Annotated in this window: 16 protein-coding genes and 1 pseudogene; 6 read left to right on the plus strand and 11 right to left on the minus strand. The window is 65.2% G+C overall.

What is annotated here, in order from left to right; translation table 11 throughout:
* Nucleotides 1–740 (plus strand): annotated as a pseudogene (locus tag GTP55_RS28400) (hypothetical protein); the annotation flags it as partial.
* A gap of 9 nt (nucleotides 741–749) precedes the next feature.
* On the opposite strand, the gene pncB reads toward GTP55_RS28400, so the two are convergent.
* From pncB to GTP55_RS28415, 3 genes are all read right to left on the minus strand, one after another.
* Nucleotides 750–1,961: a nicotinate phosphoribosyltransferase gene (gene pncB, locus GTP55_RS28405; protein ID WP_161048129.1), complete on the minus strand. Its 1,212-nt coding sequence runs from the start codon at nucleotides 1,959–1,961 to the stop codon at nucleotides 750–752.
* On the minus strand, nucleotides 1,958–2,854 hold the full coding sequence (locus GTP55_RS28410; protein WP_161048130.1) for a cysteine hydrolase family protein: 897 nt from the start codon (nucleotides 2,852–2,854) through the stop codon (nucleotides 1,958–1,960). The genes pncB and GTP55_RS28410 overlap by 4 nt, the downstream gene beginning before the upstream one ends.
* 87 nt (nucleotides 2,855–2,941) lie before the next feature.
* Nucleotides 2,942–3,553 carry an FMN-dependent NADH-azoreductase gene (locus GTP55_RS28415; protein ID WP_161048131.1) on the minus strand — a complete coding sequence of 204 codons (612 nt, stop codon included), beginning with the start codon at nucleotides 3,551–3,553 and terminating at the stop codon, nucleotides 2,942–2,944.
* Between the two features lie 100 nt (nucleotides 3,554–3,653).
* Between GTP55_RS28415 and GTP55_RS28420 the strand changes: the two genes are divergently transcribed.
* A complete protein-coding gene (locus tag GTP55_RS28420; RefSeq protein ID WP_161048132.1) occupies nucleotides 3,654–4,760 on the plus strand; it encodes a LysR family transcriptional regulator in 1,107 nt (368 codons plus the stop codon).
* Here GTP55_RS28420 and GTP55_RS28425 read toward each other — a convergent pair.
* From GTP55_RS28425 to GTP55_RS28440, 4 genes are all read right to left on the minus strand, one after another.
* Entirely contained in the window at nucleotides 4,738–5,055 is a 318-nt protein-coding gene (locus GTP55_RS28425; RefSeq protein ID WP_161048133.1) for a chaperone modulator CbpM, read from the minus strand. The two genes, GTP55_RS28420 and GTP55_RS28425, sit on opposite strands and share 23 nt — an antisense overlap.
* A gap of 2 nt (nucleotides 5,056–5,057) precedes the next feature.
* On the minus strand, nucleotides 5,058–6,002 hold the full coding sequence (locus tag GTP55_RS28430; RefSeq protein WP_161048134.1) for a DnaJ C-terminal domain-containing protein: 945 nt from the start codon (nucleotides 6,000–6,002) through the stop codon (nucleotides 5,058–5,060).
* 71 nt (nucleotides 6,003–6,073) lie between these two features.
* Entirely contained in the window at nucleotides 6,074–6,715 is a 642-nt protein-coding gene (locus GTP55_RS28435) for a beta/gamma-crystallin domain-containing protein (protein WP_161048135.1), read from the minus strand.
* A gap of 104 nt (nucleotides 6,716–6,819) precedes the next feature.
* Nucleotides 6,820–7,152 (minus strand): beta/gamma crystallin-related protein, encoded by a 333-nt coding sequence (locus GTP55_RS28440; RefSeq protein ID WP_161048136.1) that lies wholly within the window; start codon nucleotides 7,150–7,152, stop codon nucleotides 6,820–6,822.
* 102 nt (nucleotides 7,153–7,254) lie between these two features.
* Between GTP55_RS28440 and GTP55_RS28445 the strand changes: the two genes are divergently transcribed.
* Nucleotides 7,255–8,619, plus strand: a complete 1,365-nt coding sequence (locus GTP55_RS28445) for an MATE family efflux transporter (RefSeq protein WP_161048137.1) — start codon at nucleotides 7,255–7,257, stop codon at nucleotides 8,617–8,619.
* A 126-nt stretch (nucleotides 8,620–8,745) separates the two neighbouring features.
* Nucleotides 8,746–10,962 (plus strand): S9 family peptidase, encoded by a 2,217-nt coding sequence (locus GTP55_RS28450; protein ID WP_161048138.1) that lies wholly within the window; start codon nucleotides 8,746–8,748, stop codon nucleotides 10,960–10,962.
* Nucleotides 10,963–11,029: 67 nt separating this feature from the next.
* Here GTP55_RS28450 and GTP55_RS28455 read toward each other — a convergent pair whose 3' ends face one another.
* Together GTP55_RS28455 and GTP55_RS28460 are read right to left on the minus strand one after the other, a co-directional pair.
* Nucleotides 11,030–11,230: a CsbD family protein gene (locus GTP55_RS28455; RefSeq protein ID WP_161048139.1), complete on the minus strand. Its 201-nt coding sequence runs from the start codon at nucleotides 11,228–11,230 to the stop codon at nucleotides 11,030–11,032.
* A 74-nt stretch (nucleotides 11,231–11,304) separates the two neighbouring features.
* On the minus strand, nucleotides 11,305–11,934 hold the full coding sequence (locus GTP55_RS28460) for a class I SAM-dependent methyltransferase (RefSeq protein ID WP_161048140.1): 630 nt from the start codon (nucleotides 11,932–11,934) through the stop codon (nucleotides 11,305–11,307).
* A 119-nt stretch (nucleotides 11,935–12,053) separates the two neighbouring features.
* Between GTP55_RS28460 and GTP55_RS28465 the strand changes: the two genes are divergently transcribed.
* Entirely contained in the window at nucleotides 12,054–12,881 is an 828-nt protein-coding gene (locus tag GTP55_RS28465) for an HDOD domain-containing protein (RefSeq protein WP_161048141.1), read from the plus strand.
* A 144-nt stretch (nucleotides 12,882–13,025) separates the two neighbouring features.
* Nucleotides 13,026–13,304: a flagellar protein FliT gene (locus GTP55_RS28470; protein WP_161048142.1), complete on the plus strand. Its 279-nt coding sequence runs from the start codon at nucleotides 13,026–13,028 to the stop codon at nucleotides 13,302–13,304.
* Nucleotides 13,305–13,354: 50 nt separating this feature from the next.
* On the opposite strand, the gene GTP55_RS28475 is transcribed toward GTP55_RS28470, so the two are convergent.
* Together GTP55_RS28475 and GTP55_RS28480 are read right to left on the minus strand one after the other, a co-directional pair.
* A complete protein-coding gene (locus tag GTP55_RS28475) occupies nucleotides 13,355–14,560 on the minus strand; it encodes an aspartate aminotransferase type Ic (protein WP_161048143.1) in 1,206 nt (401 codons plus the stop codon).
* Nucleotides 14,561–14,659: 99 nt separating this feature from the next.
* A partial coding sequence (locus tag GTP55_RS28480) for an LPXTG cell wall anchor domain-containing protein (protein WP_161048144.1) occupies nucleotides 14,660–15,656 on the minus strand: 997 nt, incomplete at its 5' end.

Consider the following 15,656-nt stretch of genomic DNA (forward strand, 5'->3'; position numbering starts at 1 on the left):
CGCGGCTGCTGGCGGCCACCCGCCGCGCCGCCGACTGGCTGGTGGCGGCGCAGGACGACGACGGCTGCTGGCGCCGCCACCGCTCGCCGTTCACCACCACCGACACAGCGGTCTACAACACCCGCAGCGCCTTCGGCCTGGTGCGCGCCTACGCGGCGGTGCCCGATCCGCGCTACCTGCAGGCGGCGCAGCGCAACGCCGCCTGGGCGCTGGCGCAGGCCGCGCCCAACGGCTGGCTGCCGGGTAACTGCCTGAGCCGCCAGCCGGACGACCGCGCGCTGACCCACACCATCGCCTACGCGCTGCGCGGGCTGCTGGAGATCGGCGTGGCGCTGGGGCGGACGGAATTGGTCGAGCAGGCGCTGCGCATGGGACGCGCGGTGGCGCAGGCGCAGCGCGCCGACGGCGCCCTGCCCGGCTATCTGGGGCCGGACTGGCGTCCGCTGGCGCGCTGGAGTTGCGTGACCGGCAACGCGCAGATGGCGCTCAACTGGCTGCGGCTGGCGCGCGAGACCGGCGCCGCCGACCTGGTGGCGCATGCCCACGCCGCCAACCGCTTCAACATGGCGATCCACGAGCTGACGGCGGCGCAGCCGGAGCGGCGCGGCGGCGTGCGCGGCTCGTACCCGCTCAGCGGCGAGTACATGCAGTGGCGCTACCCCAACTGGGCCGCGAAGTTCTTCATGGACGCGCTGATGCTGCAGGCGCTGGGGCCGGACACGCCGAACATCGGCTGCTAGCGCCGGGCGTCAGGCGGCGACTTCGAACACGCTGCGCAGGTAGGCCAGGAAGGTGGCGTCGTCGCAGATGGTCTTGCCGGGCGAGTCGGACAGCTTGGCCACCGGCCGGCCGTTGCAGCGCACCAGCTTCATGACGATTTCCAGCGCCGGGAACTGCGGGCCGAAGTCATGCGTCAGGTTGGTGCCGATGCCGAACGCGGTCTGGGTGCGGCCGGCAAAGCGGCGCCACAGCGCGATCGACTTGTCGACGTTCAGGCCGTCCGAGAACACCAGCAGCTTGGTGTGGGCGTCGATGCGCAGCGCGGCGTAGTGCGCCAGCGCCTTTTCGCCCCATGCTTCCGGGTCGCCCGAATCGTGCCGCAGGCCGTCGAACAGCTTGGCGAAATACAGGTCGAAGTCGCGCAGGAAGGCGTCCATGCCGACCACGTCGGTCAGCGCCACGCCGAGGTCGCCGCGGTAGGTCTGCACCCACGACTCCAGCGCCGCCTTCTGCGAATTGCGCAGCGGCACGTCGTGCACCGCCTGGAAGGTCTGCATGAATTCATGGGCGACAGTGCCGATCGGCGTCAGGCCCAGCCGCATGGCCAGGTAGACGTTGCTGGTGCCCTTGAAGAAGCGCGGCGCCTGCGTCATCAGCGTGGTCACCACCTCCTCGTGCCAGGCGCTGCTGAAGCGGCGGCGCAGGCCGTAGTCGGCCAGGCCGAACGGGTGCATGTCGGCCAGCTCGCCGGCCTCGTGTTCGAAGGCGCGCAGGCGCTCGACCTTGGCGGCCAGCCGGCGCCGGCCCTCGGCCAGCGCCGCCTCCTGCGGGAAGCGCTGCGCGTGCAGCTGGCCGACGATGGCAAGGATGAAGATCTCGAAGAACATCACGTGCATCTGCGGCCCGCTGGCGACGATTTCCAGCGCGTCGCCCTTGGTCTCGATGCGGATGAAGCGGCGCTGCAGCCGGAAGATCGACAGGAAGTCGACAAAGCTGGACTTCATGTAGCGCAGCGAGCGCAGATAGTCGAGTTCCTCTTCGCGGAAGCGCAGCGAACACAGATGCTCGACCTCGCGCTCGACCGCCTCCTTCAGTTCGGCCAGCGGCTGCGCCGGCGCGTGCCGGCAGACGAAGCGGTATTCGGCCGAGTTGTCGTTGTAAGCGCTGGTGAACAGCGCCTGCCACATGGTGAACTTGTAAAGGTCGGTTTCCAGCAGGCTGCGGATGATCGGTTCGGTCATACCGCCTCCAGCGTGGCGGCGGCGTTCTCCAGCAGCGCGGCCAGCACTGTTTCGCTGGTCTGCAGCTGTACCCCGCGCGCCTGCATCGCCTGCAAAAAGGCCTGGTACTGGGCCTCGAAGCCGGTGACAGGGCTGATGCAGTCGGTGATCAGCACCAGCTTGCCCAGCGACGCGGCGCCGTATTCCTGCTCGAAATAATCGGCGATGTGTTCGACCGTGGCCTTGACGCAGTGGCTGCCGGCCTCGCCGGCGATGTAGATGCAATCGGCGTCGGCCAGGCCGCGCACGAAGCGGGTGTTGAACTGGGTGTCGGGATCGTCGGCGTCCGGCACTTCGGCCTGCACCGCCGAGTAGTGCTCGGTCCACGGGTTGGATCCTTTGGCCAGCTTGGCGACGATGCCCAGCGCCGCCTCCTCCCAGTGACCGTAGGCGGCGCGCACGTCGGCGTGGACGTTATGGCCCCAGCTGCCGATTTCGCAATGCACCGGCCACACCATCAACTTGTAGCGGCCGGCCGCTTCCAGCCGGTCCAGGTAGTTTAGCGTGATCGGCAGGCCGCCCGGATGGCGCGGCAGGAAGCGCTGCGCGCGCACGTCGGCGGCGCTGATTTCGGTGAACGGCGCCACCGGCGCGCTGTCGGCGGCGATCCAGTAGGTCGGGTGGGCGATGTCGAAGCGGTGGTGCGAGTCGAGCGTGACGCTGATGGCGCTCAGGCCGGCGCGGCCGCGATTGATCAGGCCGGCCACGCGCAGCATATCCTGGTGCGCGCCCGGCACCGGCAGCGATGGCGCCAGCGGCTGGCGGCGGACCGGGTCGGTCGGCAGATAGCCGGCCGGCAGGTCGCAAAAATCGTTTTGCGGATCGATCAGCAGCAGATGCAGGTTGCGTTTCATGTAGGGCTCCAGAGCGAGAGGCCTTCATCATACAACAAGCCCCCACGGCGCCGGGCGCGGTGGGGGCTTGCGGGGAGACGACGCGGCTTAGGCGGCGATAGCGTCGATCTGGGCGCGGCCCTTGGCGATGGCGTTGGTGACGGCTTCTTCACCCATCGATACGCCTTCGGCGACCACGAACGTGACATCGGTCATGCCGAGGAAGCCCAGCGTCGAGCGCAGGTAGGTGGTGACGTGGTCGTAGGCGGCGGCAGGGCCTTCGCTGTAGACGCCGCCGCTGGCGACGAACACCACCACTTTTTTGCCGGTGACCAGGCCTTGCGGACCGTTGGCGCCGTACTGGAAGGTGCGGCCGACGCGGGCGATGTGGTCGATCCAGGCTTTCAGGCCGGAGGTGATCGAGAAGTTGTACATCGGCGCGCCGATGACGATGGTGTCGGCGGCCAGCAGTTCATCCACCAGGGCGTCCGAGGTCTTGATGGCGTGCGCCTGTTCGGCGTTGCGCTGCTCGGCCGGGGTGAAGTAGGCGCCGATCAGCTGTTCGGTCAGGTGCGGCAGCGGCTGGCTGACGATGTCGCGGGTGACGACGGTGGCGGCCGGGTTGGCGGCTTTCAGCTTGGCGATGTATTCGCCGCCCAGTTGGCGGGTCAGGGAACCGGTGCTGCGCACGCTGCTGTCGATGTGGAGGATGTTGGCCATGATGGTGTTTCCTTTGAGTGGGAGTTGCAGCCATCATAAAGCGATTATAATATCGATGAAATGCAGTTTATTTCAATTCTACTTATCGAGAAAATCGATTATGCGTGATCCCGGCCTCCCCTCCCTCGACCAGCTGCGCGTGTTTATTGCCGTCATCGACCATGGCGGTTTTGCCCATGCGGCGCGGGCGCTGCACCGCACCCAGTCGGTCATCAGTTATACCATCGCCAACCTGGAAGAGCAGCTGAATGTGGCGCTGCTGGACCGCAGCAAGCGCAAGCCGACGCTGACCGAGGCCGGCAAGGCGCTGCTGGCCGACGCCCGCGCGGTGTCGCTCAAGGTGGACGGCATGCGCGCCCGCGCCAAGGCGCTGTCGGCCGGGCTGGAGGCCGAGGTGTCGCTGGTGGTCGATGTGATGTTCTCCACCTGCAAGCTGGTGCGCATCCTGCACGCGTTCCAGAAAGAATTTCCGACCGTATCGATGCGGCTGCGCACCGAGGCGCTGGGCGCGGTGACCGAGCTGGTGGCCGACGGCACCTGCCGCATCGGCATCAGCGGCTGGATGCCGGGCACGCCGGATGTGATCGAGCGCCAGGCCTGCGGCTTCGTCACCATGGTGCCGGTGGTGGCGCCGGACCATCCGCTGGCGCAGATCGAGGGCATCGTGCCGACCGCCGTGCTGCGCGAACACACGCAACTGGTGCTGACCGACCGCAGCACGCTGACCGCCGGCCAGGATTTCGGCGTGCTGGCGCTGCGCGACTGGCGGCTGGGCGATCTGAGCTCCAAGCATGCGCTGCTGCGCAACGGCATCGGCTGGGGCAATATGCCGGTCGAGTTCGTGCAGTGGGATCTGGATGCCGGCCGCCTGGTGCAGCTGCAGATCGCCGAGGGCAATTCCTTCAGTTTCCCGCTGTATGTGATCCGCCGCGGCGACGAAGAACCGGGCCCGGCCACGCGGTGGCTGATGCAGCAGTTCCTCGAACTGGACCAGCCGGGCATACCGGCGCCGCGCAACGCGCGCGAGGCCGGCGAGCTGGCTGCCGCTGCGGCCCATGCCGCGCACACATCCCACGGCGCCGGCGCGCCGCATGCGTATCACGCGCTGGCGGACCGCCAGCCGCTGGCCGACCTGCCACGCCCGCCCCACGCCGCAGCGCCGGCCGGCATGGCGGTGCCCGCGCCTATTGCACTCCGGCGGCGCTGAGCTTGCCGCGCAGGCGGCGGATTTCTTCCGACAGATCGACCACCAGCGCCGCCACATCGTCGTTGGCGTCGAACGCCCGTTCGATCTGGCACAGCCGGCGGGCCCGCACCAGGTCGGCACTGCTGAAGCGCCAGACGGTGCTGTGCTCGGTGCTGGCGCGTTCGTCCAGCAGAATGCCGGTGCGCACCCGCGCTACCACCCAGTCCGGCTCCACGGCGCAGGCTTGCGCCAGTTCTTCCAGCGTCAGCGCGGCGTCGCCGTCGATCACCACGGCGGTCACGATTGTGGTTGCCATGTTCATCCTCCCGCGCGCGGGTTGAAGGCCAGCTCGCGCGCCATCGTTTGATACAGTTCGCGGGCCTTGTCGCTGGTGGCCGGCGGCAGCACCACCTCCAGCAACAGATACAGGTCGCCCGCTTCCTTGCCCGGCAGGCCGCGTCCGCGCAGCCGCAACTTGCGCCCGCTCTGCGACGCCGCCGGCACCGTAACATTGACTTTGCCGGACGGCGTGGTTACTTCGATCTCGCCGCCCAGTGCCAGTTCCCACGGCGCCACCGGCACCGTCTGGTAGACGTCGCGGCCGTCGAGGCGGTAGCGCGCATCGGCGCGGAACTGGATTTCCAGATACAAATCGCCCGGTCCGGCCGCGCCCGGCTGGCCCTGGCCGCTGAGGCGCAGTTGCTGGCCGGCGGTCACGCCTTTCGGGATGTTGACGCTGAGGTTGCGCTCGCGGGTGACGATGCGGTCCTGGGCGTCGCGCTCGGCCACCGTCAGGCTGATGTTGCGGGTCGCGCCGTGGTAGCTGTCGGCCAGGTCGATGGTCAGCGTGGCGTGGCTGTCGTCGCCGCGCTGCGGCGGCTGGCGCCGGCGGCTGCCGCCACCGCCGAAGTTGGCGAACAGGTCGGAGAAGAAGTCGCTGTCGACGCCGCCAAAGCCGCCCTGCCCGGCAGCGCCTTGCCCGCCGCCACCGCCAAAGCCGCGGCCCCAGTCCGGCGGCGGGCGGAATTCCTGGCCGGCGCGGTATTGATGACCACGGCCCAGCTCGTCATAGGCGGTGCGCTTTTCGGCGTCGCCCAGCACGCCGTAGGCTTCGTTGATTTCCTGCGTCTTGGCCTGGGCGTCCGCTTCCTTGCTGACGTCCGGATGGTATTTCCGGACCAGCTTGCGATACGCCTTTTTGATTTCTTCCTCGCTGGCCGTCTTGGCCACGCCCAGGGTCTGGTAATAATCCTTGTATTCCACGTTGCGCGCTCCCGTTTTGCTTGGCTGCCAGTCTAGCGCAAAGCTGCAAAACGTGCCGCTGCTTCGTGCTTTTAGCGGACCCGGCGGACCGACGAAATGCGGTTATTCATGTCGTCCAGGAATTCATAGCGGCCTGGGCCAAGAATAATGCATTTGCCGCGGAAATCGGCGTGTTCGCACAACTCCCAGCGGCCTTCGTTGATGATGACGGAGCCGGCCTGGTCGTTGAAGTCGTAGTCGTCCAGGGTGCGCGCGTCGCCGCGCAGGCTAACCGGGCGGCCGCCGAAGCGGGCCTGGCCGAACAGCATGATGTCTTCCTGGCGGCCGTAGCCGCCGGGACCACCACGGCCGCCACGGCCATCGCGGCCGTCACGGTCATCGCGGCGCTCGCCCACTTCGCGCGCCGACGAGACGACGTCGTTAAAACCTTGCAGACGGCGGTATTCGCCGCGCTGCAAAGTGATGCAATGGCCCTGGAACCCGGCGTGCTCGCACAGTTCCCACGTACCGGAGCGCACAATCACGCTGGAAGTGCGGTCGTTGAAGCCGTATGCCACCAGGTCCGGCGTGGCGCCGCGCAGCGTTACCGACGGGCCGCCGAAGTTGTCGTCGGTGTACAGCGTCACTTCGCCGGCGTGTGCGGCGGCGGCCAGCAAAGTGGTTACAGTCAGCAAGGAAATGGTTTGAGTCAGGCGCGAAAAAAAAGAGTTCATGATAGGTCGGGATGAATGGAGGAGGTTTTGCCTTGTAACGCGCGCCGCCGCGGCTGCGACGACATCCGTGTGTGGCCAAATTGCAAGCAATTGTGACAGCCAGACTATTTCTTCTCTGACTTGGCATCACGCTCGCGCACGGAGGAGATCATATTGTCAAAGCCTGGCAATTCGGCGTATTCGCCTTCCTTGAGGAGGATGCATTTACCCTTGTAGTGCTTTTCCGCGCACACCTGCCAGGTGCCCTTGTGCACCACCACGCTGGAAGTCTTATCGTTGAAACCCAGCAGATCGAGGTCCGGCGTGGCCTCGTGCAGCGTGATGGCCGGGCCGCCCAGATGGGACCGCGTGTACAGCGTGATGTCGCCGGCCCAGGCCGCCGTGCTGGCGGTGCAACAGGCAAGCACCACAGTGGCGGTGGCGAAAAATGGGGGCATGGCGTCTCCGGAATCAGGCTGAGTGAGCATGATAGCGCGCAAAAGTGTTGGCAACCCAGTAAAATTGTACGTTTCTGTAACCTCTTTATTTCCTCCCAGCCGATGCCGCATACCTTTACCCTGTCGAATATCCGCCGCGAGAGCGCCGCCCTGTGGCAGCTGGCCTGGCCAGTGCTGGTGGGCCAGCTGGCGACAGTCGGCATGGGCGTGGCCGACGTCGCCATGACCGGCCACACCAGCGCCGACCAGTTGGCGGCGGTGTCGCTCGGCGCCTCGGTGTGGGCCATCGTGCTGGTCACCGTCAGCGGCGTGATGATGGCGATTAACAGCATCGTTGCCCACGACGTCGGCGCCGGCGCGCTGGACCGGATCCCGCACGCGGTGCGGCAGTCGCTGTGGAAGGCGCTCGGCGTCGGCCTGGTGGCGATGCTGCTGGCCAATCTGGCGACGCTGGTGTTCGACTACCTGCGGCTGGCGCCGCATGTGCAGCGGCAGGCGGAGCTGTTCGTCCACATCATCAGCATCGGCCTGCCGCCGCTGGCGGCCTACCGCGCGCTGTACGGCTACAGCACCAGCATTAACGAAACCAAGCCGGTGATGGTGATCGCCATCCTCGGCCTGCTGTTCAATGTGTTCGTCAACTGGCTGCTGGTGTTCGGCCACTGGGGCTTGCCGGCGCTGGGCGGCCTCGGTTGCGCGGTGTCGACCGGCCTGTGCATGTGGCTGATGCTGGGCGCCATGCTGCTGTGGATCCGCCGCGCGCCGGCCTACCGCGCCACCTACCCGTTCAGCCACTGGGAAGGTCCGCAGTGGGCGGCCATCAAGCCGATGCTGCGCCTTGGCCTGCCGATCGGCATCACCTATTTTGCCGAGGTCAGCGCCTTCGGCCTGGTCAGCCTGCTGGTGGCGCGCTACGGCGTGGTGCAGATTTCCGCCAACCAGATCGCGCTCAATTTCAGTTCGCTGACCTTCATGGTGCCGCTCAGCTTTGGCATCGCGCTGATCACCCGCGTCGGCCAGGCGGTCGGTGAAGGCGATCCGGTGCGGGCGCGCTTCGTCGCCTGGGTTGGGGTCGGCATGTCGCTGGGGTTCGGCGTGCTGTCGGCGCTGCTGATGGTGACCTGGCGTCACCAGATCGCCGCCGCCTACACCTCCGACCTGGCGGTGCAGGCGCTGTGCGCTTATCTGCTGCTGTTCGCCGCGCTGTTCCAGTTGTCCGACGCCACCCAGGTGGCCACCTCCAGCGCCATTCGCGGCTACAAGGTCACGCGCCAGCCGATGCAGATCCAGCTGCTGGCGTTCTGGGGCTTCGCGCTGCCGCTCGGCTGCTGGCTGGGACTCGGTCACGACATGGCGGCGGCCGGTTTCTGGATCGGCCTGACCATCGGTCTGACGGTGGCGGCAGTGCTGCTCAGCTGGTCGTTGCAGCGCTTGTCGCTGGCGCGCGTGCGGGCAGCGCAGTCCTAGCCGGCCGTGCAGGCGGCCTGACGCCGAAGGAAAAACGGTTTTCCGGTACGGATTCCCAATCTTGCTGTCTCGCCACAGGCGTGTGCGTCTGGTATCGTCTTGGATTCTGCCAATTAGAGAGAGACCATGCGATTCATCCTTTGCTTCCTTGCCCTGCTGGCCGGCGCCAACGCCTCCGCAGAAAAACTGACCCTGGACCGCATCCACAGCGATCCGTCGCTGAGCGGCCCCGGCGTGCGCAACCTGAAAGTGTCGCCGGACGGCGCCCGGGTCACTTTCCTGCGCGGCCGTGACGACAACCAGTTCCAGCTGGATCTGTGGGAATACAACCTCAAGGACAAAACCACGCACCGCCTGGTCGATTCCAAAGTGCTGGTGCCGGAAGAAAATCTGTCGGACGCCGAGAAGGCCCGCCGCGAGCGCGCCCGCACCGCCAGCCTGAAAGGCATTCTGAGCTACAGCTGGTCGCCGGACGGCAAGCGCCTGCTGGTGCCGATCGCCGGCAACCTGTACCTGATCGACGTCGCCAAACCGGACAGCGCGCGCATGGTCGCTTCCGGCAACGTGCTGGATCCGAAAATTTCGCCGCAGGGCCGTTATGTGTCCTTCGTGCGCGACCAGAACCTGTTCGTCATCGACCTCAACACCGGCAAGGAAAAGCAGCTGACCACCGACGGCAAGGGCACCATCCACAATGCCGAGGCCGAATTCGTGGCGCAGGAAGAAATGGCGCAGACCACCGGCTATTACTGGGCGCCGGACGATTCCGCCATCGCCTACAAACGCTACGACGAAGCGCCGGTGCCGGTGGTGCGCCGCTTTGAAATCTTTGCCGACCGCACCGAAGTGGTCGAGCAGCGCTACCCGGCCGCCGGCGATCCGAACGTGCTGGTCGAGCTGAAGATTGTTTCGCCCGACACCGGCGCGATCCGCGACGTCGCCCTCGGCGCCGACAAGGACATCTACCTGGTGCGCGCCGACTGGATCGCCAACAGCAAGGCCTTGCTGTTCCAGCGCCAGAGCCGCGACCAGAAGAAACTGGAACTGGTGTCGGTGGATGCCGCCACGCTGGCGCAGAAAGTGCTGATCACCGAAACCTCGCCGACCTGGGTCAGCATCTTCGACGACCTGCGCTTCCTGTCGGATAACAAGAGCTTCATCTGGTCGTCCGAACGCGACGGCTACAAGCACCTGTACCTGTACGGCCTGGACGGCAAGCTGAAGCACGCCATCACCAAAGGCAAGTGGGGCATCGACCGCCTGCTGGCGCTGGACGAGAAAAGCGGCCGCGTGTTCGTGCAGTCGAACCGCGACGCTGTCATCGACAGCCAGACCTACGTGCTCAAGCTCGACGGCAGCACCGCCGACAAGCCAACCCGCGTGACGCAAGGCGACGGCTGGCACGATTCGTCCTTTGCCCGCAACGGCGAAGTGTTCGTCGACACCTATTCCAGCCCGGACACGCCGCCGCAAGTCAGCATCCGCAAGCCGGACGGCGCCATGATCGAATGGCTGGAGCACAACGAGCTGAACGCCAGCCATCCGTACGCCAAGTATCAGGACGCGCACCTGAAGACCGAATACGGCACGCTGAAAGCCAAGGACGGCCAGACGCTGTACTACTCGATCATCAAGCCGAGCGGCTTTGACGCGTCGAAAAAATATCCGGTGTTCCTGTCGACCTACGGCGGCCCGCACTCGCAGCACGTGTCGCGCAAATGGGGCAACTTCTTCGACCAGTACATGGCGCAGCAAGGCTTCGTGGTGTGGCGCTTGGATAACCGGGGTTCGTCGCGCCGTGAGCGCGCCTTCACCGACGCCAACTACCACCAGCTGGGCCGGGTGGAAGTGGAAGATCAGCTGACTGGCGTTGAGTGGCTGGGCAAACAGAGCTTCGTTGATGCCAAGCGCATCGGCGTGTTCGGCTGGAGCTACGGCGGCTTCATGACCTTGCGCCTGCTGGCGGAAGCGTCGGACAAGATCGCCATGGGCGTGTCGGTGGCGCCGGTGACCGACTGGTCGCTGTACGACACCCACTACACCGAGCAGTTCATGGGCACGCCGAAAGAAAACGCGGCCGGCTATGACTACAGCGGCGTGTACTCGCATCTGGACGGCCTGAAATCGCCGCTGCTGCTGATGCATGGCATGGCGGACGACAATGTGCTGTTCACCAACACCACGCGCATGATCGACGCACTGGTCAAGCGTAACGTGCACTTTGATCTGATGACCTACCCGGGCGCCAAGCACGGCATCTCCGGCCGCGCGCCGCAGCGCCACGTGTACGGCAACATCGAGGCCTTCTTCAAGAAGAACCTGCAGCCTGAAACGACGAAATAATCGTTCGTGGCAAACAGAAAAAAAGCCGCTGAGATCAGCGGCTTTTTTCTTTCAACAACAGCACCGATTAACGGTTGCCTTTGTTGATTTCGTTCACGGTGTCTTTGACGGCTTCTTTAGCGTCGCCGTAGCCCTTTTGGACTTTACCTTCGGCTTGCTTGTTCAGGCCTTTGGCTTGCTGTTCGGAGCTGCCAACCAGTTTGCCGGCTTCTTCCTGAATTTTACCGCCGACGTCTTTCAGTTTACCTTCGACTTGATCCTTGTTCATGATGAACTCCTTAGTAGCTAACGGTCACTCAGCGAAGTGCTGTGTGCATGGGTTCTACTATAGGCCGTTCATCCCTAAGCTTCTGTGCGGTCTCGTACGCAACGCCACACGCTGGCCAACCACGGCTGCTGATCGCGCGGCAGGCCGCTCGGACGGTAGTAATGTTGGACCTCAGTAAAACCTGCTTCGGTCAGGTAACGCAGCCAGGTCTCATAGTCGTAATAGCTGCCATAGCGCGGGCCATTCCAGCCCTCGCTGTTGTCACCACGCGGATTGGAACTGAACAACACGCCGCCGTTTTTCAGCGCCGCATGCAAGGCGCGCAGCACCTGCGGCAGCGCGGCGCTCGGCACGTGGAACAGCGACGCATTGGCGTAGACGCCATCGAAAAACGCCGCCGGCAAATCGAGCTGGACGAAATCCTGCCGCCACACTTCGCAACCACTGTAGGCGCGCGCCATCTCGACAAATTTCGCCGAGCCATCGATGCCGACCGGCTCATGCCCCATCGTCTTGAAGGTCTTCAAATCGCGGCCCGGACCGCAGCCCAGGTCCAGCAAGCGATACGGCGCCGGCGCCTCGATCGCCGCCAGCAACGCCGCAATATTCTGGCTCACGTCGTGGTCGATGGTGCCGGCAAAAAACTGCTCGGCGGTGCGCTCGTAATGCTGCAGCGTGGTCCGGGTAATGTCTTCAATTTTCATTCCACGAGTATATACAGCTGCACGGAAAAGCGACGAAAGGCCCCAAATCTCTTCTGGTATTTAAAGATTCCCTATATAGTTAGCTTATAGCAACGCATTTAACACCGAGGAGATTAAATATGAAACTTGATGCCCTGTTCCAGAATCCAACTGCGTTGCCTACCGCGCCAAAAGTCGTGGAAGAGCTGATCAGCAGTTTCGACAAGGCCAGCGTCTCGACCGAAGAGATCGCGAAGAAATTGTCGACGGACCCGGTACTGAGCGCCAAGCTGCTGCGTCTGGCCAACTCGGCCTACTACCACGTCTCGCGCAGCATCGGCACCGTCGAAGACGCCGTGCTGATGCTCGGCTTCGTTACCGTGCGCACGCTGGTCATCAGCTCCGGCCTGGTCAGCGGTTTCAAGACCGTGCCCGGCCTCGACCTGAAGCAATTCTGGCGCTACAGCCTGCACACCGCCGTGGCGGCCAAATGGATCGCCAAAAAAACCAAGGAAAACACCGACCTCGCCTTCACCATCGGCATGATGCACGCCATCGGCCAACTGGTGATCCACTCGGCCGCGCCGGAACAGGCGATGGCGCTGGATAAAGTGGCGGGCCCGATGGACGCCCGCCGCCTGGACGCCGAACGCGCCTCGCTGGGCTACACCTTCGCCGACGTCGGCGCCGAACTGGCCAAGCGCTGGAAATTCCCGGCCGCCTTCTCGGAAACCATCCTGGCCTTCCCGGAGCCGCATCACAACGGCGAACTGAACCGCCTGGCCGCCGTGGTCTCGCTGGCCGCCTGGCGCGCCCGCGTGGCCCAGGCCGAACTGAGCGACGAGGAAATCGCCGCCTGCTACCCAACCGACCTGGCGGAAGAGCTGGGCCTGGAAGACAACGCCCTGATCGACGACATGCCGCCGCCGGACGAACTGAGCGCCGGCCTGGAAGAACTGGTCAAATAAGATAATCTTTCGACACTAAAATCCGCCTGTTTTACCGCAGGCGGATTTTTTTCACTTTTTTTTTCAAAAAACCCTAAAGTTCCCGCTCAAGGCGACGTTAATCAGGACATGCGGTACTCCGCGCTAACCAGCCCAGGTGGAATTATGACCTCTTCCGAAGTCCTCTCGATGTACGAAAATATTGCCGGTTTGACCAATCAGATGGCTGCCGCTGCACGTATGGGAGATCTGGACCGCCTGAGCCAGCTGGAAGGCCAATGCGCCACCGAAGCACGCGCCACCGCCAGCGGCGTGCCGGCACTGAACGGCGGCCAACGCCTGCGCAAGATCGACCTGCTGAAACAAATTCTGGCCAACGACCGCGAAATCCGCGACGTGACCGATCCCTGGATGAACAGCGTTCCAGGCATGGCCCGCCAGTAAGCGTAGCCGCCCCAACAAAAAAGCGCCTCGCAAGGCGCTTTTTTTTATTCTCAGCCTGCCAGCGCAACCTTGAGCGACAGCGCAATCCCCTGCGCCGCCTGGTTAATCTCCGCCAGCGACGGGAAACTCGGCGCGATGCGGATATGGCGATCCAGCGGATCGCGGCCATACGGGAACGCCGCACCAGCCGGCGTCAGCACGATGCCCGCCTCCTTGGCCAGCGCCACGGTGCGCTTGGCGGCGCCATCCGGCGTAATCAGATCGATGAAATAGCCGCCGTCCGGATGCGTCCACGACACGCCCGGCACGTCGCCCAGATGCGCCTGGAACTGCGCCAGCACCGCGTCAAACTTCGGCTTGAGCAGCTGGCGATGCTGTTCCATCAACGCCTCCACGGTCGGCAGGTCTTTCAGCAAGCGCACATGGCGCAGCTGGTTGATCTTGTCCGGGCCGATGCTGCGGATGCCCGACAGCTTGGTCCACCAGGCGATATTGGCCGGCGACGCCGCCAGCGCCGCCACGCCCGAACCCGCCCAGCTGATCTTGGACGACGACGCGAACACAATCGCCCGGTCCGGATTGCCGGCGGTCTCGCACGCCGCCAGAATGTTGGCCACGGCCAGGTTTTTCTCGCCCAGATGGTGGAAGCGGTAAGCGTCATCCCACAGCAGGCGGAAGTCCGGCGCTGCGGTCTTCATCGCCGCCAGGCGCTGCACCACCTGGTCTGAGTACACCACGCCGCCCGGATTGCTGTACTTCGGCACAATCCACATGCCCTTGATGCTGGCGTCTTCCGCCACCAGTTTTTCCACCAGGTCCATGTCCGGACCGTCGGCATTCATCGGCACGTTGATCATCTTGATGCCGCGCGCCTCGCAGATGGCGAAGTGGCGGTCATAGCCCGGTACCGGGCACAGGAAGGTCACCGGATTTTGCACCCACGGCGCATGGCCGGGCACGCCGTTCAGCAGGCTGTAGACGATCACATCGTGCATCAGCGACAGGCTGGCGCTGCTGTCGACCACGACCTGCGCGGCGGGAACGTCCAGCAACTCGGCGAACAACGCGCGCGCTTCCGGTAGGCCGATGGTGCCGCCGTAGTTGCGGGCATCGGTGCCGTCAGCCGCCTTGTAGGTCGGCAGCGCCTCGGCCAGGGCGTTGGACAGGTCCAGCTGCTCCGGCGCCGGCTTGCCGCGTGACATGTCGAGTTTGAGGCCGAGTTGTTTGAAGGCCTGATATTGTTCTGCTGCGCTCATGGGACTCTTTCAATGGTGGGAAAATAGCGCCAAACACTATACCCCAGATCGTTTGAGTGAAGACAGAGCTTCCAGCAATAAGCTTATGCGTTTAGCGCATTACGAGGCCACCGATTCGGCGGCCGGTGCGGGCGCTGGCTCGGCGGCAGGTGCGGCGGCGTCGGGCGTGGCTGGTTTTTTCTTGCGGAAGCCCTGCCAGATTTGCAGCGGACCACGGCCTGATTTTTTCTTGCGCCACCAGAGCAAGCCAGCGCCCAGCAGCGCCAGCAGGCCAACACCGCCGGCAACCAGCGGCATGGTGTAATCGGTCTGCGCCTCAGGCGGCTTTTCCTTTTTGTACTTCAGCTTGGGCAAGACGCGGATCTGCTTGACCGGCCCGGCCGGCACGCTGGCCGCCTCGCTCGACGCCGCCGCGGAGGCAGCAGCCGGCGAGGATGCAGCCTTGGCAGCCGACTCCGCGCCCGCCGCAGCGCCGGACGCTGCTGGCACAGCCGCTGATACTGCCGTCGCCGCTGCGCTATGCGCCGCAGCCGGCTTGCCTGACGGCGCAGCCGCGCGGATGGCCGCCGGCGCCGCGCCACCCAGCGCGCCCTGCAAGACTTTCATCTTGCCTTCCAGTTCCAGCAGCTTGCTGGACAGCTCGGCATTATGGGTATCCAGCGCCACGCATTCCTTGGCGCTGATGCCGCTCGGCGCGCAGGAAACCGGCGCTGGCCGCTTGACGCCGCTGGGCAGCGGCAGCGGCGCCAGCGGCAACAATGCCTGCGCCACGCCAACCGGCACCTCGGCCGCCTCCTCGCGCGGCGGCGTCTTCAACACCTTGCCATCCGCCCCCACCCACACGCCGGCGATCCGGCGCGCCTGTCCCGCCGCCTTGACCTCGCCCGGCACGCCGGTTTCCGACTCATGCACCGATGGCAATGGCGCCGGCTTGCTGCGATCCCGCCCGGGCGCAACCGGCGCCGAACTTGCGGCCGCATTCGCCGCCTGCGCAGCCGTCTGCATCGAAGCCGGCGCCGTGCCAGTCGCCGCACCGCCGCCGGAGGCCGCGGCGTCGGCGCCAGCCGGTTTCACCACGCCGCCCGCCACAACCCCA

Source organism: Duganella margarita, assembly GCF_009857535.1.
Classification (GTDB): Bacteria; Pseudomonadota; Gammaproteobacteria; order Burkholderiales; family Burkholderiaceae_D; genus Rugamonas; species Rugamonas margarita.